Source organism: Rhizobium phaseoli (assembly GCF_010668805.1).
GTDB classification, from domain to species: domain Bacteria; phylum Pseudomonadota; class Alphaproteobacteria; order Rhizobiales; family Rhizobiaceae; genus Rhizobium; species Rhizobium phaseoli_A.
This window is the reverse complement of sequence record NZ_WUFT01000001.1, coordinates 131,456-152,037: the sequence shown is the minus strand read 5'-3', so window position 1 is coordinate 152,037 and position 20,582 is coordinate 131,456. Positions and strand designations below refer to the sequence as shown.

Here is a 20,582-nt window from a genome sequence, read left to right as displayed (position 1 = left end):
GTGCTGGTGCGTCCATGACAGGCAAAGAGCAAGAGCCGATTCCGTTCGGCGAGTACTCCGCGATCTATGACCTGATCTACCGCGATAAGGACTATGCTGGTGAGGCCGGCTTTGTCGCGGCTCTGATAGAGCAGCATGCGCCGCGTCAAAACGATGGGCCAATTCGGGTTCTGGATTTGGCCTGTGGTACCGGTCGCCACGCCATGGAGTTGGCGACTACGGGTTATGTCGTCGAAGGCAGTGACATCTCATCGGGAATGGTGGCGGTGGCACGTAATAGCGCGGCAGAACGCGGGCTGGATGTGCGATTTCATGAGTGCTCGTTTCAGACTGCCGACGCAATCCAGGGTTCTTTCGACGTCGTGCTGGCCATGTTCGCGGCACTCGGCTACCTCACCGACTTTGCCGATTTTGAGCTGACCTTGAAGAATGTCGCGAAGAAAATGGCGCCCGGCGGCATTTTCATTTTCGATGTGTGGAACGGCACGGCGGTGCTGCCGCAGTATTCTCCCCACAAGGTGAGGCAGGATGCGGACGACAAGCGCAAGGTGGAGCGCATCTCCCGTACAACCGTGGATGCGGTCGCACAACAAGCCGTCGTCAACTTCGACTTCAAGGTCGAATATGCCGACGGTGCGGTGAAGCATTTCAGCGAGAACCATCATGTGCGGTTTTATTTCCCGCAGGAAATGGTCGACTTGCTGACAGCGCTCGGTTTTGAGGTTCTTCTGCGGTGCCCGTTTTTGCAGCCGGACAAGGCCTTGTCCAGCGGCGATTGGAACATGACCTATGTCGTGCGGAAAATGTCGGGCCGACCCACAGCTACCGGCCAAGGCCAGCAACGGAGCGCAGCTTGAAGGTCGGTTTTTTCTTCAATGACCCTTCCCCGCACTCTGGCGGCGTATTTACCTATCAGCAGGATATCTTCAGGTCCTTTCTGGAGCTGGCAGCGAAGTCGCATCACGAATTCCACGTGATTTGCGAGCACCATAAGCAAGAGGATTTTTCCGCCCTTCCGGGCCGTCCGGCCAACGTGCATATTTCCGCCATGGACGCTCCCGAGCCACCGCTGACGCGACGCCGGCGCGTCAAGCGTTTCTTCCGGCGCGTATTGGGAAAAGACAATAGGGCGCTCGAAAAGAGCCCCCAAATCAGTCGGGCCGCCGCAGTGTTGGTTCGCAAAGAAATCGAGTTCACCTGGTCGATCGGACACTACGAGCACGAAGCTTTCGACGTGCCTTACATCACCACGGTGTTTGACCTGCAGCACAGGCTGCAGCCCTGGTTTCCCGAAGTCAGTCTGGGCAGCCTGTGGGATGTCCGCGAAGAGTTCTTCAGCCGTTATGTCAGACGTGCTGCCTATGTCATCACAGGCACCGAAGAGGGGCGCCGCGAAATCGAAAACTTCTACCGCGTTCCCGCAAAGCGTATCCGTGTCCTCCCCTTGCCGACCCCAAGCTTTTGCTTCAATCCACCTGCGGCCGACAACGCATCCCGGCTCCAGGCGCTGGGAATTACCGGTCGATACCTGTACTATCCGGCACAGTTTTGGGCGCACAAGAACCACGCCAATTTGCTGCACGCACTACGATTGATCAATGATGGAGAGGCTGAGCCATTCCAGCTTGCTCTGGTCGGGTCTGATCACGGTAATCTCGACCACCTTCGTTCGCTGGCGCGCACTCTTGGTGTAGAGCAGCAGGTGCTGTTCCTCGGTTTTGTCACCCGTGAAGACTTGACCGCGCTTTATCAGGGAGCGTTCGCGCTTGCCTATCCAAGCCTCTTCGGGCCGGATAATTTGCCGCCTCTGGAAGCCTTTGCTCTCGGTTGCCCGGTGATTGCGTCGAACTATGACGGCGCCCAGGAACAATTGGAGAATGCGGCCTTATATGTCGACGCGTTGGCGCCGGACTCAATCGCCGCGGCGGTTCGACAATTGCTGGTAAACCCCGCACTGCGCCAGCAAATGATCGAACTGGGTCATATCCGTGCTCGCAAATGGACCGCGACGGATTATGTGCAGGAGATTTTCTCCATCCTTGACGAATTCGAAGCGGTACGTCGCTGCTGGCATTAAATGATTCACGCGGCGACTCCTGGAACTCCTCCATAATCTATATAGCACTTCGGAATCCCGAAGCAGGGGAATTTCGGGATTCCGAAGTGAGGTTTTTTTCGTGACGACGTGTGCGTCCGTCGACAGTAAGCGGCCGGTTGACCGGTATCCCGCGGGAACCATCAGCAGAGCTTTCGCTTATCGGGCGGTTCGCAGCATGTGCACTTTATGCGTCAGCGCCGCTTCGGTCGGCGCATGATGGAATAAATGATGGCTTTCACGCGGCCATTTCGGCCGTCGCCTTCCTGCTGTCTGGAATAACGGTCAGAACCCCGATGCCGGCTTCTCTGGCAGCGCTCAGAAGCAATTCCCTGAACTCGTCCATCCCCGTTTGCCCCATGACGGCATCGGCGCAGGCCTTCACCGCCGCGACATACTCCTCGCCATCCTCAAACGGCCAGTCCACCATCAGAACTTCGGCTGCGTCGTGGAGCGTCCTGACGATCTTGCGCTTGTGCCGGTCGCCGAGAAAGAGAACAAGAGGCGCAAAATCCGCCGATGTGTTCCATTGCATGGCACTTTCTCCCCAAGAGTTAGAATATTAGTAACAATGCAAAAAGCGTGCCGGGGAAGGGTCAGAGGCGGTTTCGTTGCCGATTGAACCGTTTTTGTCAACGGCCTGCCGAACGCGCGGCAGCCTCGTCCGACACCCCGCAAGGCTCGCACAAGAACGAAATCGGATACCGGGAGGAGGATGCCCATACGGCCGTTCCGCCTGTGAGCGCCTCGCATGTGGACGCCCTCGCCGGCAGGCGGCCGGAACACAACTGTTTATAAACACCCGGGGAGCTCGCTTGGCATGAAAGTCGTAATTCTCGCCGGTGGTCTCGGATCGCGCCTTGCCGAGGAGACCAGCGTGCGGCCTAAGCCCCTGGTCGAAATCGGCGGCATGCCGATCCTCTGGCACATCATGAACATCTATGCCCATCACGGGCTCGATGACTTCATCATCTGCGCCGGCTACAAGGGGTATATGATCAAGGAATATTTCGTAAACCTTGTTCTCCACCACAGCGACATCACCGTTGACCTCGGTGCCAACAGCATCAACTATCACGGCGGCAAACGACCGAACTGGCGAGTGACCGTGGTCGATACCGGCATGCATTCGATGACCGGCGGCCGTCTCGGGCGCATTCGCGACCATCTCACACCAGGCGAACCCTTCTGCATGACCTATGGCGACGGCGTCGGCGATGTCGACGTTTCCGCGGAGATCGCATTCCATCGCAGTCACGGATTGAAGGCGACGATGTGCGCGGTGACGCCTCCGGGCCGCTTCGGCGCCACCAACATTGAGAACGACGTCGTGACTGCCTTTATCGAAAAGCCTGAGGGCGATGGCCAGCGCATCAATGGCGGCTTCTTCGTGCTCAACCCCTCGGTGATCGACCTCATAGGGGGTGACGACACAATTTGGGAAGCGGGCCCAATGCAGTGGCTGACGGCCAACAAACAACTGGCTGCATTCCGTCACAATGGTTTCTGGCAGCCCATGGATACGCTCCGCGAGCGCCACCAGCTCGAGGAGCTCTGGAGTTCCGGAAAGGCACCGTGGAAGATATGGGCTTGACAGACTTCTGGAATGGCAGGCGCGTGTTCCTGACGGGACACACCGGGTTCAAGGGATCCTGGCTTTCTCTGTGGCTTGAAAAGCTCGGCGCAGAAGTGACGGCAGTCTCGCTGGCTCCAGAGACCAACCCTTCTCTCTATACGCGGCTCTCGCCTTGGAACGGGAGCAGCCATCACATCGCCGACATCAGGGATGCGGCGGCATTCAAACAGCGCCTCATCGATTTCGAGCCCGAGGTTGTCATCCACATGGCCGCGCAGGCGCTGGTACGGCGCTCCTACGATAATCCATCCGAAACCTTTGCGACCAACGTGATGGGAACCGCGAATCTTCTCGATGTTGTCCGAGAGACGCCACCAGTCAAGACCGTTCTCGTCGTTACCTCCGATAAGGTCTATGCCAATGGCGGCAGCGGCGTTCCTTTCATCGAGACCGATACACTCGGCGGCAAGGATCCCTATTCTAATTCAAAGGCGTGTGCCGAGCTCGTTGTCCAGAGTTACCGCGACAGTTTCTTTAGAGGACGCGATATCAGGGTGGCGACCGTGCGCGCCGGCAACGTCATCGGCGGCGGCGACTGGTCAAAGGACCGGTTGATCCCGGATTTCATCCGCGCCTTCGAAAGCAACCAGCCGATCATGCTGCGTTATCCCGCGGCGATCCGCCCCTGGCAGCATGTACTGGAGCCGCTCGGCGGTTATCTCAGCTTCGCGCAAATGCTGACCGAGAAGCGGGGGCGCAATCTGCCGGATGCGTTGAATTTCGGCCCGCGTCCCGAAAGCTTCGCCACCGTTTCCGAACTTGCCGAGGCGCTCGGGCGTGCGCACCGCGTCGAAGACGTGTGGCGGCTGGCGCCGGGGGAACATCTGCCGGAAGCGCCGGCGCTGACGCTGAGCTCGGCCTTGGCACTCGACACGATCGGCTGGCACCCGCGGCTCAGCCTGCAACAGACCATCGACTGGACAGCCGCCTGGTACAAGGCCAACCGTGACGGAGCCGACATGCGCGCCTTCTCGCTCGGCCAGATTGAGGCCTATGAGGAAACAGTATCATGACAGCGCATAATTGCCGGTTCTGCGATGCTCCGTTGAAGCATCGTTTCGTCGACCTCGGCTCGACGCCGCTCGCCAATGCCTATCTGACGGAAGATCAGCTTGAGCAGCCGGAGCCATCCTATCCGCTGCGCGCCTTCGTCTGTTCAGAATGCTGGCTGGTGCAGGCCGATGCCTTCGTCCCGCCGGAAGACATCTTCAGCCACTATGCCTACTTCTCCTCTTACAGCGACGGCTGGGTGGAGCATGCCCGCCGGTTTACCATCATGGCCCGCGAACGTTTCGGCCTCGATGAGGCATCGCAGGTGATCGAGGTGGCGAGCAATGACGGCTATCTGCTCAAGCATTTCGTCGAGGCCGGCGTGCCGGTGCTCGGCATCGAGCCGGCCGAGAACGTCGCGGAGGTGGCGCGGCAGATCGGCGTTCCCACCGAAGCGCGCTTCTTCGGCAAAGAAACGGCTGCCGACCTTGTCTCCCGCGGTCTTGCCGCCGACATTGCCATCGGCAACAACGTGCTGGCCCACGTGCCCGATATCAACGACTTCGTCGGCGGGCTTTCGGCCGTGTTGAAACCCGACGGCGTCGTCAGCGTTGAATTCCCGCATCTGCTGCGGCTGATAGAAAACATCCAGTTCGACACGGTCTACCACGAGCATTTCTACTATCTTTCGCTGCTCGCCGTCGAAAAAGTCTTCGCCGCGCACGGCCTCAAGGTATTCGACGTAGAAGAACTGCCGACGCATGGCGGGAGCCTCCGCGTGCTGGCCTGCCGTGCAACATCCACGGCTCACGCGATCGGTCACGACCTTGCCAAGGTCCGCGCCGATGAGGCGGCCGCCGGCTTCGACAAGGTCGAGATCTACGAGGCCTTCCAGAACCGCGTGGCGCCGATCAAGGACGGTCTGCTCGCCTTCCTCGAGCAAGCCAAACGCAGCGGCAAGACGGTCGCCGCCTACGGCGCTGCGGCCAAGGGCAATACGCTGCTGAATTTCTGCGGCGTCGGCACGGATCTCATCGAATACGTCGTCGACCGCAATCCGCACAAGCAGGGGCATTTCCTGCCGGGAAGCAAGTTGCCGATCTACGCGCCTGAGAAGATGGACGAGACGCAGCCGGACTACATTCTGATCCTGCCCTGGAACATCAAGAACGAAGTCGTGGCGGCCAATAGCAGGGTCGGCGCCTGGGGCGGACGCTTCGCAGTTGCCGTGCCGGAACTGACGGTGCTCGGATGAAATTCCTTCCGACCGCGGTTTGGGGCGCCTTTGTCGTGGAAGTCGACGCGCGCTCCGACGACCGGGGAATGTTCGCACGAACCTTCGATGCACAGACCTTTGCGGCGCGGGGTCTGGTGCCCGTCTACCCGCAGTGCAACGTCTCCCGGAACCACCTGCTCGGGACGCTGCGCGGCATGCATTACCAGGCCGAACCGCGGCCGGAGGCGAAGCTGGTGCGCGCCACGCGCGGCAGGGTCTTCGACGTGGCACTCGATCTCAGGCCGGATTCGCCGAGCTATCTCAAATGGGCCTCCGTCGAACTCGATGCCATCCGTCACAACGCCTTCTACATACCTGTCGGATGCGCGCACGGCTTCCTGACCCTCGAGGACGACTGCGAGCTTTTCTACCAGATGTCGCAAAGCTACGTACCGGAACTTGCCCGCGGGGTCCGCTGGGATGATCCCGCCTTTTCCATCGCCTGGCCGTTTATGCCGAGCGTCATCAGCGAGCGCGACGCCGCGCTTGAGAGCTACAGCCAGGAGAGAAGCCTTTGAGCGGTATCAAACTCAGCATCTGCATCCCGACCTACAATCGCGAAGCCTATCTCAGAAACGCGCTCGAGCACTGCGGGACATACAATTTCAGCTTTCCCTACGAGATCGTCATCTCCGACAACGCTTCAACGGATAACACGACGCAAATCGTCGAGGAATTCATCGCCAAGGGGCTGCCGATTCACTATCATCGCCGGGCCGTTAACGGTGGCGCAGGCCCAAACCTCGCCTGCGCCTTCCATCACGCGGTCGGCGAATATTCGATATACCTTGCCGATGACGATTTCCTAATCCCAGGCGGCGTCGAGGCGGCGATAGCCTATCTGGATACCAACCCCGATGTCGCCGCCTGTCATGCGCCCTGGTATTTCTACGACGAGGTGGCCAACCGCGACCTCTCTCAGTTCTACGCGATCGATGAGACCATCAAGTTCGAGCAGCGTAATTTTGCAGCCGTGTTCCAATTCATCTGCGAGCGCCACATCTTCCCCGAGATCGGCATCTATCGCGCCTCGGCCTTGCGTTCCTCCTGGGTTCCCCGCGATTTCTGCTTCTGGGCCTTCTCCTATCTCGCGCATTTCCTCGATCAAGGCGCCGTCGCTTTCTTGAAACAGCCGTTCTACCGCTCGGTTGCCGTTTCGAAGATCGCGCCGAACCGGCAGCAGGCCGGTAATGACGATGTCATGACTTCCTGGGACAAATATCGCGGCGGTCTCGAATATTTCCTCTACATCGGCTCCAAGCGCGGCAATCTTGCCACGACCCGCGAATCCCGCGTCGTATTCGAAGAATTATGCAAGGTCTTCACGCTCAACCGCATGGCCGTTGCATTTCGTTTTTGGGCGCAACGCAAGGACTTCATCAAGGCCTACGAGCTTTATACACGCCTGGCGATCGGCGGCATGCACGACCATCCGGAAGTCGTCCATATCCGCAACTCACTACCGCTAATGGTGGCGATCCAGACGCTTGCCTATCAGGTCGGCGCAACCGAGGGCGTCAGCCAGCTGATGCTAAGCGGCATCGCCGACCGGCGTTCCATCGAAGAGATGCTGCGCGAACTCGGCCTGCCGGCGGCGATTGATGTCATCGAGGAAACGGCGGGACATGATGTCGGCCTCACCAAACACACAGCCGTTTTCATTGCCGACGCCGCACGCCACGGAGAGTTCGTCGCACGCGGCTACAAGCCGAACCTGATCTTCAGCGAGCAGGACCTCATCCAGCACGTGATCATCTGAGACGGATGGTCGCGCGGAGCTCTGCGGTCAACGCTAAGCCTCGCGCCAGTTTCATGAGTTAGTCAATTTTAATGTGCCCCCGGCTTTGCGAGTTTCAGGCCCTCATCTCAAGAGAACAAGGCATGACGAACAGGATATTCTACACCAAACCATCGATCACCGAGCTGGAAACCGGTTATGCCGCCGATGCGGCTGCGAACGGCTGGGGCGCGCGCTGCTACGACTACATCAATCGCTTCGAGCGCGATTTTGCCGCCTATCTCGACAGTGGATTTGCAATCGCGACATCGAGTTGCACCGGCGCGATGCATATGGGGCTTGCCGCGCTCGGCATGGGCGCGGGCGATGAGGTGATCCTGGCTGATACCAACTGGATCGCGACCGTCGCACCGATCAAGCATCTGGGCGCCGAGCCCGTGTTCGTCGATGTGTTGCCCGATACCTGGTGCATCGACCCTGCGGAGGTCGAGCGTCATATCACGCCACGCACGCGCGCCATTGTCGCCACCCATATCTACGGCAATCTCTGCGATATGGATGCGCTGCTGGATATCAGCCGTCGCACAGGCATTCCCGTTATCGAGGATGCAGCCGAGGCGATCGGCTCGGTTTGGCATGGTCGCCGCGCCGGCTCCATGGGCGTATTCGGCACTTTCTCCTTCCACGGCACCAAGACGCTGACCACGGGCGAAGGCGGCATGCTCGTCACCAACGACGCCGATCTCCATGAAAAGGTGCTGACGCTCAGCAACCACGGCCGTGCCCGCAGCCAGAAGAAGCAGTTCTGGCCGGATGCGATCGGCTTCAAATATAAAATGTCGAACATCCAGGCAGCGCTCGGCTGCGCGCAACTGGAGCGTATCGAGGAGCTGGTTTCCCGCAAGCGGGAAATTCTCGCCGCCTATATGGTGCGTCTCTCGACCCTGAACGGCATCAGCATGAACCCGGAATATACCGGCACGATCAACGGCGCCTGGATGCCGACGGCCGTCTTCCATCCCGCCACCGGCATCACCCGCGAAGTGCTACAACAGGCCTTCGAAGCCGCCAATATCGACGCGCGCGTCTTCTTCCACCCGCTTTCCAGCCTTTCGATGTTCGGAAAAAAGCCGGCCAACATCAACGCCTGGAGCATTCCGGAGCGAGCGATCAACCTGCCGAGCTACCACGACATGAGCGAGGCCGATATCGACCGCGTGGCGGAGACGCTGATCTCGGTCGTCCGCAGCCATCAGGACAAAAGCTCCGTTCACCTCCGCCAATCGGCCTGAGCGCAGAATATACAGAAGGTTTCATAGACTTATGACCACCAAGGACGATCGCCTCGAATTCGAAGCCCGCAAGCGCGAAATGTCGCTTGCGCTCGGCAATGACGAAGATGCTTTCCAGCAGTCGCTGAATACGCTGCTGACGCTCGACAAGTATGACTATGCCTATCTCTGGTCCTGGATGGGCGTGCCGATCATTCAGATGCCGGCCGACGTGATTGCCACCCAGGAAGTGATCTGGAACACCAAACCCGACGTCATCATCGAAACGGGTGTAGCGCGCGGCGGCTCGATGATCTTCATGGCTTCGCTGCTGAAGGTCATCGGCAAGGGCAAGGTAATCGGCGTCGACATCGACATCCGCGCCCACAACCGCGATACCGTCGAAAAACATCCGCTCTCGCCGCTGATCACACTCATCGAGGGCCCTTCGACGACAGCGGAGACGCTTGCCAAGGTCAAAGCGGAAATTCCGGCCGGCGCTTCGGTCATGGTCGTGCTCGACAGCGATCACAGCCGCGACCACGTTCTCGACGAGTTGCGCTGCTACGGCCCGCTAGTTACCGAGGGCCAGTATATCGTCGTTGCCGATACTCTGCTCGGCTATGGAAAAGATACGGCGCTGACGCCGAACAGACGCTCGAAAATCTGGCATCCGGGTGATGAGCCCTATACGGCGCTCAACATGTATCTCGAGGAGACCGATCGTTTCGAGACCGACGAAGCCCTGAACGGCAAGCTGGTACTGTCCAGCTCGCCGGGAGGATATCTCAAGTGCGTCGGCAAATGACGGAGCGCCACCGCCGTGTGGCTGGTGGCATGACGCGCGACGTGATGCGACCTGAGCCGCGACTGGAGAACGTGTAACATGACTGCCGTCGTCATTACGCAACCGATGCTGTTTCCCTGGCCGGGCTTCTTCGAACAGCTCATGATCGCCGACAGCTATGTCTATCTCGACGATACGCAGTTTTCGAAAGGCAGCTTCACCAACCGCATCCAGCTTCTGCGCGGCAACGATCGCTGCTGGATGACGATCCCGCTTGCCGGCAAAGGCAGCTTCCAGAAGATCTCCGAGCTCGCAGCGGCAGGCGAGGACTGGAAGGCGAGCCATCGCGCGCTGCTGCGTCAGTCGCTGCTTGGCGCACCCTTCATCGATGATGCTCTCTCGATCTTCGACAGCGTCTACAGCCATTCCTCCCTGCCGAAGCTGCTGATCGCCAGCATCGAGGAGCCAGCCCGGTATCTCGGCATCGGTGCGAACCGGACGGTCGAAAGAACCAGCAATATGGGCGTCGAGGGCACTTCCTGGCAGCGCGTGCTCGACATCGTTCTGAAGGCCGGCGGCAATCGCTATCTCACCGGCCATGGCGCGTCGAACTATATGGATCACAAAGCCTTCGAACGAGCTGGCGTGCAGGTGGACTACATGGATTACAGCCGCACCCCCTGGCCACAACCCGGAGGCTCGTTCACCCCCTATGTTTCTGTACTCGATCTAATCGCCCGAATGGGTCCGGAGGCACATAACTGTCTCATCCCGGCCACCGTGGCGTGGCAAGGCTTCCTGAAGGAGGAAACGGTAACATCATGACCAACGCAAACCCGAAGTTCACGGACAGCCTGCGCGCTGAATTCGACAGCAACGGTTACCTCGTCATACGCGGCTTCTACGATCCGGCCGCCGATATCGCGCCTATCCAGGAAGGTATTCGCAAGATCGTCGAAACCCTCTGCAGAAAGTACGGCGTCGACGCTCCGACCGAAACCACGCATGAGGCCATGACGATCGCCTATCCGAAGCTGATCGCCCAGAACCGTTCGTGGGGCGGCGAAGTCTATGATGCGGTGAAGCAGATCCCGGCCTTCATGCGGCTCGTCACCAAAGCGAAAAATGTTGCGGTATTCGAAGATCTGCGGCCCGGTTCCGTCCCCGGCATCGCTGCCGGCGGTTACGGCATCCGCATCGACAATCCCGGCGAAGAGAAATTCCGCGCGCAATGGCACCAGGAATTTCCCGGCCAGCTGAGAAGCCTTGATGGTATCGTCTTCTGGACGCCGCTGCTGCCGGTTACCCCGGACATGGGCCCGGTGCAGATCGCCGAAGGCTCCCATGCCGAGGGCCTGATCCCTGTCTATCGCGATGACGCAGGTCTTGGAAAGACCGGCGCCTATGCGCTGTTCATGGATCGCGTCGACGAACGCCTGGCAAAATATAACGTCGTCGCACCGCTTCCCGAACCGGGCGACCTCATTCTGATGGACTTCCTGACAATGCATCAGGGTGGGCATAACGTTTCGAAGACGCCGCGGTGGAGCATTCAGTTCCGGTATTTCAATTTTGCCGAACCGCTCGGCGTCCGCATCGGATGGTGCGGCTCCTTCGCCGCCGGCGTCGATTTCAGCAAGATCCTCCCGGAACTGGTGACCGATGGGGAGAACACCATATGACAGCGTGCCGCGTCTGCGGGTCGCATATTGCCGAAGCCTCATATGAGGCGTCGGCGCCGGCGCTCACAACGACCATGGCGTTCGTCGATATTCCGACGCTCGCCTTCGTTTGCGATGAATGCGGGCATGCGCAATCCGGCGATCTGCCCGATATCAAGGCCTTCTACGATACGTCCTACCAGATATCGATGGAGTCGGACGATCACGACCAGATTTTCGCCATCGGTGCGGACAATCAGCCGATCTACCGCACCGACCATCAGGCAGCCGTGAGCCTGCGCCTGCTCGACCTGCCGCAAGGCGCCACCATTCTCGATTATGGCGCGGCGAAATCGACGACCTTGCGCAAGATGCATAAGGCACGACCAGATCTTCGGCCGCACGTCTTCGACGTCAGCGCCGACTACAGGCCCGCCTGGCAGGGATGGGTCGCACCGGAAGATCAGGCATCCTATACAATACCGGCCGAATGGGTTGGTCGCTTCCAGGCGATCATGAGCCATTTCGTGATTGAGCATGTGCCCGAGCCGGTCGCCTTTCTCAAGGCGCTGCATGATCTCCTCGCCCCCGAAGGGCGTCTTCTCCTGTCCATGCCCGACGTCGCCGCCAATCCGGGGGACATGGCGGTTGCCGATCACCTCAACCATTTCAGCATCCCATCGTTCAAGCGGGCCTTCAGCTTGGCCGGCTTCCGTGTCGATACGATCGACACGGAGGTTTTTCCGGGCGCATTCTTCGTCATTGCGAAACGTGCAGACGATTCTGTTCCGCTGACCATCGACAGGGCCGAGATCGCTACGGCAACGGACAAGGCCAGGGAGATTTGTGCTTTCTGGAAACAAGCCGCCATTCGGCTCAACGAGGCAGCGAAGGAGTTTGCCGGTCGCCGCGCGGCAATTTACGGATCAGGCTTTTACGGAAGCTGGATCTGTAGCCGGGTGGAAAGCGATGTCGCTCTCAGCGTCTTCCTCGACCAGAATCCCAACCTGCAAGGTACCAGCCATTTCGGAAAGCCGGTCATTGCACCTGCAACCCTCGCAGACGATGTCGACGTGGTTTTTGTCGGGCTCAATCCGTTAAAAGCAAGGGCTGCCATAGCACAGCAGCCGAGCCTGCATCGCCCCGGACTGAACCTCGTCTGGATTGACGGCTAGGGTGCACAGCTACCAGCAAGCATGGAATCCTATAAAAATGTCCATGAGCCGGACGATCGTCGTCGCCAACTTCGGAACCGAAGGGACCATATCGGTGCGTTCGGGAACCATCGACTCGAAGGAATTTGCACAATGACAGCAGCAGCCATAAACCTCGATGCGGTAACGTCAGAGTATCGTCCGAACGGTGCAACGGCGATCGAGAACGATCTCATCCTCAACTGGTACCCCGAGCGGATCATCAAGCGCTTCGGCCATTGCGGCTCGCTGCTGGAATTGGGCATTGGGCATGGATACACGCCTGGCATCTTCAACGCTGCCTGCGACCGCCACGTCATCATTGAGGGCTCTCAGGTCGTCATCGATCTCTTCAACGAGAAAAGCCCTGACTTCTCCGGCGAGGTCGTCTTCTCCTACTTCGAGGACTTCGATACGGAAGAACGCTTCGACACCATCGTCATGGGCTTTGTTCTCGAGCACGTCGAGGATCCGGGCGTGGTTCTCGACCGGTTCAGAAAATTCCTGACGCCGGACGGCAGGCTCTTTGCAGCAGTTCCGAACGCAAAGTCGATGAACCGGAGACTCGGGGTCGAGCTCGGCAAGATCGACGACATCTACAGTCTGAATGCGAACGATCTGGCACTTGGGCACCGTCGGCAATATTGCCGCGATACGTTCCAGCAGGAACTGGAACGTCACGGCTATTCGATGACCTACCAGGAAGGGATCTATCTCAAGCCGCTTCCGCTCGGCGTTCTCAAGACACTGCCGGATTTCCAGGAAAACCTCGAAGCGATGCTGCGCGTCGGCATCGAATTTCCCGATCTTTGCGTTGCTTTGCTGATGGAAGCCGAAGCGGCATGACGACAGCCCTCGTCATCGGTCCGCGGTCGATGCTAGGAAGCCAAATTATCGAGCGGCTGCGGGCGCTCGATATCAAGATATTGACAGCGGGACGATCGGCGGCGGACGATATCGTCCTCGATCTCGGCGCCTCCGAGGCCAAGGTGCCGGAGGGGCTCTCTGCCGATATCGTCTTCCACTGCGCGGCGAGTTTTGCAGGCGACGGTGACAAGGGGCGCAGACAGAATTTCGACGTCAATACTGCCAGCGCTGTTGATGTCGCGCAGCTGGTCAAGGAGCTCGGCGCCAGCGTTCTTGTTTATGCAGGCTCGGCCTCTTCCGACGAGATCTTGGATCCAGGCAATTTCACATCCTACGGTCTGACCAAGGGTCTCGCGGAACAAGTCTTCGCCTGGGCGGCGCAAAAGCAGGGTTTTCGGTTTTGCAGCCTGCGTTTTCCGCAGATCTACGATACGGAGGGACGCTGCTGCAGCCACCAGGCTTGGTTCGGTCGGATCATCGCCTACGCCTCGCGCGGCGAAAATATCCGCATGCCCCGGTCGCTCGGTATCCGAAACTTCATTCACGTCAGGGATGCCGCCGATTTGATGATCCGCGCCGGCCATACTGAGGTTAGAGGCATATTGAATATCTCCCATCCGGAAGCGATGAACTCAGATGAAATCGCCGTGGTCGCTTACGACACCTTCGGTATTGGCGGCAATGTCATCGACGCGCCGGAAAAAGCGCCGTTCCGTAAGATAAACTTCCCCGATGGAGCACAGGCGTTCAGCCAGCTGAACTTGTTGCCCTCGATCACGATGAAAGACGGCATTGAGATGATACGGAATGCGGGGACCGCGAAAGCCTTCGGCCCCATGGATCTAACGTGACGGCAGCAGGCATGAAGACAACTCCCATCACCGTCGTCGTTACCGCGGTCGGTGCCATCATCGGGCAAGGAATTGCCAGCTCCCTCCGGAAATCCGGGCACTCTGTCCGGATCATCGGCGTCGATCGGGATGCGCACGGTATCGGCCGCTACTGGTGCGACGACTTCTTCGCCAAGCCGCCACGCAGCGAAGAAAGCCCCGACTATTTCGACTTCTGGAAAAATCTCCTGATCCGAGAAAACGTCGATCTGGTATTTCCAGGGCTGGAGTCGGACGTCCTGTTCTTCAATCGAAATCGGGTCTTGACCCAAGGGACAGACGCTCGGGTCGTACTGAACAACCCCGATCTGATCGAACTTGCGCAGGACAAATGGGATTTCGGCGAAGCGCTGCAGCGCCTGGGCCTGTCGGCCATACCCAGTTGCCTGAGCGCAGACTGGCAGGATGCGATCGATCGCCTTGGCGCTCCTCCCCTGCTTTTGAAACCGCGGCGCGGAAACGGATCGCGCGGCATCGCCGTTCTTCGGGACGAGCATGATTTTTCCTACTGGAGCCGGAAAAGCAGCGACGATTTTCTGATCCAGAAATTCGTCGGCAGCGACGACACGGAATTTACGGTCGGCGCCTTCGGCTTCGGCGACGGCACCAGCCTGTCGCCGATCATTTTCCGTCGCAAGCTGTCCGTTGCCGGCAATACGCAATATGCCGAAGTCGTCGAGCATCCGGTGCTGGCCAAGACGGTCGAGACGATTGCCGGCCTTTTCAAGCCGCTGGGACCGACAAACTATCAATTCCGCATGGATGGCGAGATCCCCTATCTTCTCGAAATCAATCCCCGGTTTTCCAGCAGTACGTCCTTGCGCACCGCTTTCGGCTACAACGAGGCCCTTATGGCCGTAGAGCTTTTTCTTTGGGGCAAGCGGCCCGCAGCGCCGGAAATCCGCCCGGGCCGCGGCTGGCGCTACTATGAAGACTATGTGGTGACATGATCGCGATCATTTCCGATATTCACGGCAACCTGCCGGCCCTAGAGGCGGTGCTGGAGCGCATTGATGCGCTTGGATGCCGCCGAATCATATCGCTCGGCGATGTCGTGGGTTACTACGCGCAGCCGGGCGAATGTATCGATCTGCTGCGTGCCCGCGGGATCGTCAACATCTTGGGAAATCACGACCACTACATTGTCAGCGGCGAGGGATGCCCGCGGTCGAAACTGGTTTCGGATATCACCGACTATCAGAGAACGATCATTTCGCCGGAGCAGGTCTCCTGGCTGGCGACTTCGATGAGTTTCATCGCCGACGGTCCGATCCATTTCTACCACGGCGGTATGAAGGATCCGATCGACCAATATCTCTATGAAATCGGGCTCGACGATCTTCCGGACGAAGCATCGATCCTTTTTGCTGGCCATACCCATGTCCAGGCATTGCTCGAACTGGGCGGGAAACGATTCTGCAATCCTGGCGCCGTCGGGCAACCGCGCGATGGCGACCCACGCGCCGCCTTCGCTACGCTCGCCGGCGATGTCATCGGCCTGCACCGTGTCGACTACGACATCGACCGGACGGCATTTCATATGCGACAGACGGGCTTTCCGGCGAAATGTTACGAAAACCTCTATATCGGAGCTCAGATCGGTGGCCGGACCGACAAGATCTCAATAACAGCTGCCTGATGGGGCGGAGACGCTGTCCGCTTTCGGCTCTCACCGCACCGGCTGATAGTGGCCGCGCAGCGGAACCTTGTCGTCCATGGTGACGAAGCCGTCGCGTTCGCAGACATACATCAGCGTTGGCATGCCGCCCGAGCGGAAGATCTCGTCGTAGCGGCGGCGGATCTGGACGGTTTCGGTGCGGCAATTATAGGATTCTTCCTCTTTCTTGTCCGGCTGCGCCTTGACGCCGGGCAGGCCCTTGTAGGGATAGAGCGGCTGAACGCCGGAATCGAGCGATTTCGTCCAGTCGACGGCAAAGGCGGATGCGGGCGCCAGGCTGGACACGGCAACGAGCGACATTAGAAGCATCATCATAGGCCGCATGGGAATTCTCCTGCCGGCAGTAGGGCACTCACAGGATGTAGGAAAACCGGGGACCGTCATCAAGCGGCTGTGGCGGGCGATTTCCTGAAATAACTTCTGATGACCGGATGGCCGAAGAGGCCGGCGAGGATCGCAAACGCGGCACCGACGACGAAACCGGCGAAAAGACCGCCGATGACGCCGGCGACCAGCAGGATCTTCTTTCCCGGGCCATCGGCCTTCACAGGCGGCTCGGCCGGCGAGATGACGCGAATGTTGCTCTGGTTGAGGTTCTGCTCCTCGCTCGTCTGGCTGGAGCGCTTCAGCACCGTCTCGTAGATATCGCGCGCCGCCGTCGCCTTGCGCTGCAATTCGTTCAATTCCACCTGCTTGTCCGAGGTGCTCGCCTGCAGCGCCTTCTGCACGGCAAGTTCCTTGGCGATGCTGTCCTCGGCGGCCTTGGCCTGCTCGTATTCGCCCTTTGCCGAGGTGGCGAGACGCTGCAATTCGCCCTTGATTTCGCCCGATATGCTTTGCAGCGAGGAGCGGGCCGCCTGCAGGCGCGGATGCCGCGTGCCCATCTGGCTTTCGAGGCTGCCGACGGCGGCGGCCTGGGTGGCATATTGCTGGCGCAGGCTGACCAGCGGCGAGGTGACGCCGCCCTCCGCCTGATTGCCGGCGACGATGTCCTCGACGCGGAGATTGGCGACGGCATCGGCGCGGGCCTTCGCCTGAATGGTCTTTTCCTGCGCCGTCACCAGCAGCGTGTTCAGCGAGACGAGCCGTTGATCGGAGATCAGATTGCCTTCGGTGGCGGCCATGTCGTTGTCGGCGCGGAAGGTTTCGACGGCCTGCTCGGCCCCCAGCACCTTCTGGCGCAGATCGTCGAGACGTCCGTCGAGCGTCGAGGAGGTGTTTTCGTAGATGCCGTTCGAGGCGCTGTTCTCCTCCTCGTTGAAGGAGGTGATGACCTGGTTGGCAAGCCTTGCAGATTTTTCGGGATCATTGGTCGTTGCGGCAAGCGAAACGACATAGGTGCTGGCCTGGCGGGTGATGACCAGCGCCTTCTGCAGGGTGCCGATGACGGCGGCGCCATCGATGCGACCGCCGGTGAATTCCGGATCCTGGTCAAGCTTCATGGTTTCGACGACGCGGCGCAGCACATTGCCCGAGGTCAGGATCTGCACCTGGCTGTCGATTAGCGTCGAAATCATTTCCGGCGAAGGCCCCGACGATTGCCCGCTTGCGTCGGCAAGGCCGATCTGTCGCGGATCGAAATAGAGGCTGCTGACGGCGGTGAATTTCTGACCGATGGACGGCGCCGCCGCCCCGCCGGCAACGGCGCCGAGCAGTGCCAGACCAAGCACGACCAGCCGCCGGCTCCAGATCGCCGCGACGCTGGAGCGGAGATCGAGAAGCGGTGCGGCAGGCACAGGCACTGCGTTCGACGGCACGCCCACGGCCGGCTGTTTCAAAGGTGCGGTCGGGGGCGAAGGCGCCGGGCGCTCGGACTGGCGGGGTTCCACGACACGTGCCGGTGGCGGCACAAAGGCAGGAGCGGTGGGGGCAGGAGCGGCGGGTTCGGGCACCGGAGGCACAAAATCGTCCGGACGGACGACGGGGCTGCGCATGCGCACGCCTTCCGGCGCAGTCTGAGTTGACTCATAACTGCGCCAGCCAGGGAGCCGGCTTACCCTGTTCCTGTCATACTGGTTCATACGCGCACTCGTGTCCCGCCCAGCGTGAAAGACTGAAGCCGAGGTGCTGAGACTTTAGAAATTCTTAGCTAACGGACCGTTAAAATAATCTCAGCGACACCGATGTTGCGATTTGCCGCGATTGCGAGGATAGCCATGAGGACGAGACGACATCTGACGGCGCTGCTGCTTGCGGCCGCTCTCGTCCCGTCGCCGGCCCTTGCCGCCGACGCGCCCTGTTTTCGCGGCGTCAATCTTTCCGGCGGCGAATATGGTGAGCGCGGCGGCATCTTCGGCACCAATTATACCTATCCCAGCGAAGACACGATCGGCTATTTCGCCAAAAAAGGCATGACGATCATCCGGTTGCCGTTCCGCTGGGAGCGGCTGCAGCCGGCGCTCGGCGGGCGGCTCGACGAGGACGAGCTCAAGCGGATCAAGGATACCGTCGAGGTGATCCGCAAGCACGGCATGGCCGTGCTGCTCGACCCGCATAATTTCGGCTATTACGACAAGGTACAGATCGGCACGGCGCCGGCGACGGATGCTGCCTTCGGTGGTTTCTGGGCAAGGCTCGCGGTCGAATTCGCCAATCAGGATGGTGTGCTCTTCGGCCTGATGAACGAGCCACACGACATCAAGGCGACGGACTGGCTCGATGCCGCCAATGCGGCGATCCGCAGCATCCGCGCCGTCGGCGCCCGCAACCTCATCCTGGTGCCGGGCACCGCCTGGAGCGGCGCGGCAAGCTGGGAAAAGGACGTGATCGGCGGCGCCAACGGCACGGTGATGCTCGCCGTGCGCGATCCGCTCGACTTCTACGCCTATGAGGTCCACCAGTATCTCGATGTCGATTCCTCCGGAACCCATCCGACCTGCGAGGGTGCCACCGCCGCGGTCGAAGCGATCACCGGCGTCACTGCCTGGCTGAAGAAGAACCACAAGCGCGGCTTTCTCGGCGAATTCGGCGCCGCTGCCGACAAGGACTGCATGAGCGGGCTGACCGAGATCTATTCCACCATGTCCGATAATGGCGACGCCTGGCTCGGCTGGTCTTATTGGGCGGCGGGCGATTGGTGGCCGGCCGACGAGCCGTTCAACGTTCAGCCGCGAAAGGGTACCGAGCGGCCGCAAATGCGGCTTCTCGCCGCCGCGGCAAAAGCCAAAGCCGGCGCCTGCATCACCGTCAAGCCGGCGGGGAATTGACAATGGCGCTCCTCGACCAGAAGGCAGTGACGTTCACCATAGCGGGGAACAGCCTGGATGCGGCCGGGCAAGCGTCGCGCGTCGACTATCCGGTGCTCTGGCTCGGCCTGCTGTCGGTGCTCTACAACGGCATTCTCGCTTTCATCAACCACAACATCATGCCGCTCTCGTTGACCCATGTCGCCGCCAGCGAGGGGCTGATCATGGCGAGCGCCATCTTCTACATCCTGCACAAGGGAATCTACGAGACCGACCTCCCGGCCTTCCTGTTCCTGCTGTTCACGCTTGTCGTGACGATCTACGTCAGCGTGCTCAACCGCATGCTGTTTGTCGATCATTTCCGCAACGTGCTGATCATCTTCTGCTTTACCGGTCTCGGCGGCTGGAGCAACGAGAAAACCATGAAGCTCGCCTTTCGTTGGGCGAGCCTTGCCGTGATGATCTTCCTAATCTTCGAGATCGTCAGCGTGCCGTTCTATGTCAGTATCGTCCATCCGTCCGATTATTTCGCCAATACGCGCGGGCTACTGCCGCTGAGCTACAACACGACGGGCCTGTTCCAGAACGCGCTCGGCTTTCCCGAGCGCTTCTCCTTCGGCATTATCGACCACCGTTCGTCGTCGATCTTCCTCGAACAAGTGTCGCTCGCCAATTTCTGCGGCGTGCTCGCGATCTACCTGATTTCCATGTGGGAAAGAACAGGCCGCTGGGACCGGCTGCTGTTCATCGGCACGGCGGTGCTGATCCTGGTGACCAACGATACGCGCACGATGCTGATCTTCTGTTTTGCCTGCATCGCCGGCTATTTCGTCTTTCCGAAGATCCCGAAGAATTTCAATCTGGCGCTGATGCCGCTGATCGTCGCCGCCGGTTTCCTCGTCTATACCCTGAAACCCAATGCGACAGGCGACAACTTCACCGGCCGCATCAACCTGACGATGAAGAAGGTCATGGATCTCGATCCTCTCGCCATCCTCGGGCTTTCGGTCGACCGGGTCGCCGAATTTGCCGATAGCGGTTATGTTTATCTGATCTACGCGGCGACGATCTTCGGCGTCATCGCCTTCTGGCTGTTCGTCTGCCTGTTTCCGGCGGGCCGCACGGCGGCGCAGCGGCGTTGCGCCCATTCACTTTCTCTTTTCATTTTTCTGAATATGATGATCGGAGGGACCGCTGTTTTCTCGATGAAGATCGCCGGTCTCCTGTGGTTCGTCGTCGGATATATGCGCTTCCACGACAGCCCGCGCATCCGGCAGGATCGTCCGGCAGATGTATAGAGTTGACCGCAGCGGCA

Annotated in this window: 21 protein-coding genes; 18 read left to right on the top strand and 3 right to left on the bottom strand. The window is 59.8% G+C overall.

Annotated features, from left to right (window positions below):
* Nucleotides 1-14 precede the first annotated feature (14 nt).
* Together GR197_RS00760 and GR197_RS00755 are read left to right on the top strand one after the other, a co-directional pair.
* The gene (locus tag GR197_RS00760) at nucleotides 15-857 is read left to right on the top strand and encodes a class I SAM-dependent DNA methyltransferase (RefSeq protein WP_164006144.1); all 843 of its coding nucleotides are present in this window, start codon (nucleotides 15-17) and stop codon (nucleotides 855-857) included.
* Complete coding sequence (locus GR197_RS00755; protein WP_164006143.1) at nucleotides 854-2,077, top strand: glycosyltransferase; 1,224 nt, start codon at nucleotides 854-856, stop codon at nucleotides 2,075-2,077. The genes GR197_RS00760 and GR197_RS00755 overlap by 4 nt, the downstream gene beginning before the upstream one ends.
* Before the next feature lie 256 nt (nucleotides 2,078-2,333).
* Here the strand turns inward: GR197_RS00755 and GR197_RS00750 are convergent, their stop codons facing one another.
* Complete coding sequence (locus GR197_RS00750; protein WP_164006142.1) at nucleotides 2,334-2,630, bottom strand: DUF982 domain-containing protein; 297 nt, start codon at nucleotides 2,628-2,630, stop codon at nucleotides 2,334-2,336.
* 285 nt (nucleotides 2,631-2,915) lie between these two features.
* Between GR197_RS00750 and rfbF the strand changes: the two genes are divergently transcribed.
* The 14 genes from rfbF (at nucleotide 2,916) to GR197_RS00680 (ending at nucleotide 16,043) form a co-directional block, all read left to right on the top strand.
* Nucleotides 2,916-3,689, top strand: coding sequence for a glucose-1-phosphate cytidylyltransferase (rfbF, locus tag GR197_RS00745; RefSeq protein ID WP_164006141.1), 774 nt, complete (start codon nucleotides 2,916-2,918; stop codon nucleotides 3,687-3,689).
* On the top strand, nucleotides 3,680-4,744 hold the full coding sequence (rfbG, locus tag GR197_RS00740; protein WP_164006571.1) for a CDP-glucose 4,6-dehydratase: 1,065 nt from the start codon (nucleotides 3,680-3,682) through the stop codon (nucleotides 4,742-4,744). The genes rfbF and rfbG overlap by 10 nt, the downstream gene beginning before the upstream one ends.
* Nucleotides 4,741-5,976 carry a class I SAM-dependent methyltransferase gene (locus GR197_RS00735; protein WP_164006140.1) on the top strand — a complete coding sequence of 412 codons (1,236 nt, stop codon included), beginning with the start codon at nucleotides 4,741-4,743 and terminating at the stop codon, nucleotides 5,974-5,976. Before rfbG ends, GR197_RS00735 begins: the two co-directional genes overlap by 4 nt.
* Complete coding sequence (gene rfbC / locus GR197_RS00730) at nucleotides 5,973-6,515, top strand: dTDP-4-dehydrorhamnose 3,5-epimerase (protein ID WP_164006139.1); 543 nt, start codon at nucleotides 5,973-5,975, stop codon at nucleotides 6,513-6,515. Before GR197_RS00735 ends, rfbC begins: the two co-directional genes overlap by 4 nt.
* Nucleotides 6,512-7,756, top strand: a complete 1,245-nt coding sequence (locus GR197_RS00725) for a glycosyltransferase family 2 protein (protein WP_164006138.1) — start codon at nucleotides 6,512-6,514, stop codon at nucleotides 7,754-7,756. Before rfbC ends, GR197_RS00725 begins: the two co-directional genes overlap by 4 nt.
* A 122-nt stretch (nucleotides 7,757-7,878) precedes the next feature.
* Nucleotides 7,879-9,027 (top strand): DegT/DnrJ/EryC1/StrS family aminotransferase, encoded by a 1,149-nt coding sequence (locus GR197_RS00720; protein ID WP_164006137.1) that lies wholly within the window; start codon nucleotides 7,879-7,881, stop codon nucleotides 9,025-9,027.
* A 31-nt stretch (nucleotides 9,028-9,058) separates the two neighbouring features.
* Entirely contained in the window at nucleotides 9,059-9,814 is a 756-nt protein-coding gene (locus tag GR197_RS00715; RefSeq protein WP_164006136.1) for a cephalosporin hydroxylase family protein, read from the top strand.
* Nucleotides 9,815-9,892: 78 nt separating this feature from the next.
* Complete coding sequence (locus GR197_RS00710) at nucleotides 9,893-10,618, top strand: WbqC family protein (protein WP_164006135.1); 726 nt, start codon at nucleotides 9,893-9,895, stop codon at nucleotides 10,616-10,618.
* On the top strand, nucleotides 10,615-11,475 hold the full coding sequence (locus tag GR197_RS00705) for a phytanoyl-CoA dioxygenase family protein (RefSeq protein ID WP_164006134.1): 861 nt from the start codon (nucleotides 10,615-10,617) through the stop codon (nucleotides 11,473-11,475). Before GR197_RS00710 ends, GR197_RS00705 begins: the two co-directional genes overlap by 4 nt.
* Nucleotides 11,472-12,629, top strand: a complete 1,158-nt coding sequence (locus GR197_RS00700; RefSeq protein WP_164006133.1) for a class I SAM-dependent methyltransferase — start codon at nucleotides 11,472-11,474, stop codon at nucleotides 12,627-12,629. Before GR197_RS00705 ends, GR197_RS00700 begins: the two co-directional genes overlap by 4 nt.
* Before the next feature lie 132 nt (nucleotides 12,630-12,761).
* The gene (locus GR197_RS00695; protein WP_164006132.1) at nucleotides 12,762-13,493 is read left to right on the top strand and encodes a class I SAM-dependent methyltransferase; all 732 of its coding nucleotides are present in this window, start codon (nucleotides 12,762-12,764) and stop codon (nucleotides 13,491-13,493) included.
* Nucleotides 13,490-14,365 carry an NAD-dependent epimerase/dehydratase family protein gene (locus GR197_RS00690; RefSeq protein WP_164006131.1) on the top strand — a complete coding sequence of 292 codons (876 nt, stop codon included), beginning with the start codon at nucleotides 13,490-13,492 and terminating at the stop codon, nucleotides 14,363-14,365. The genes GR197_RS00695 and GR197_RS00690 overlap by 4 nt, the downstream gene beginning before the upstream one ends.
* Before the next feature lie 11 nt (nucleotides 14,366-14,376).
* Entirely contained in the window at nucleotides 14,377-15,354 is a 978-nt protein-coding gene (locus GR197_RS00685) for an ATP-grasp domain-containing protein (RefSeq protein ID WP_164006130.1), read from the top strand.
* Nucleotides 15,351-16,043 (top strand): metallophosphoesterase family protein, encoded by a 693-nt coding sequence (locus GR197_RS00680; protein ID WP_164006129.1) that lies wholly within the window; start codon nucleotides 15,351-15,353, stop codon nucleotides 16,041-16,043. The genes GR197_RS00685 and GR197_RS00680 overlap by 4 nt, the downstream gene beginning before the upstream one ends.
* Before the next feature lie 30 nt (nucleotides 16,044-16,073).
* On the opposite strand, the gene GR197_RS00675 is transcribed toward GR197_RS00680, so the two are convergent.
* The gene (locus GR197_RS00675) at nucleotides 16,074-16,406 is read right to left on the bottom strand and encodes a hypothetical protein (RefSeq protein ID WP_164006128.1); all 333 of its coding nucleotides are present in this window, start codon (nucleotides 16,404-16,406) and stop codon (nucleotides 16,074-16,076) included.
* A gap of 59 nt (nucleotides 16,407-16,465) precedes the next feature.
* Nucleotides 16,466-18,103 (bottom strand): GumC family protein, encoded by a 1,638-nt coding sequence (locus GR197_RS00670; RefSeq protein ID WP_164006127.1) that lies wholly within the window; start codon nucleotides 18,101-18,103, stop codon nucleotides 16,466-16,468.
* 135 nt (nucleotides 18,104-18,238) lie between these two features.
* Between GR197_RS00670 and GR197_RS00665 the strand changes: the two genes are divergently transcribed.
* Both GR197_RS00665 and GR197_RS00660 read left to right on the top strand, forming a co-directional pair.
* A complete protein-coding gene (locus GR197_RS00665; RefSeq protein WP_164006126.1) occupies nucleotides 18,239-19,288 on the top strand; it encodes a glycoside hydrolase family 5 protein in 1,050 nt (349 codons plus the stop codon).
* A 2-nt stretch (nucleotides 19,289-19,290) separates the two neighbouring features.
* Entirely contained in the window at nucleotides 19,291-20,565 is a 1,275-nt protein-coding gene (locus tag GR197_RS00660) for a hypothetical protein (protein ID WP_164006125.1), read from the top strand.
* Nucleotides 20,566-20,582: the final 17 nt, after the last annotated feature.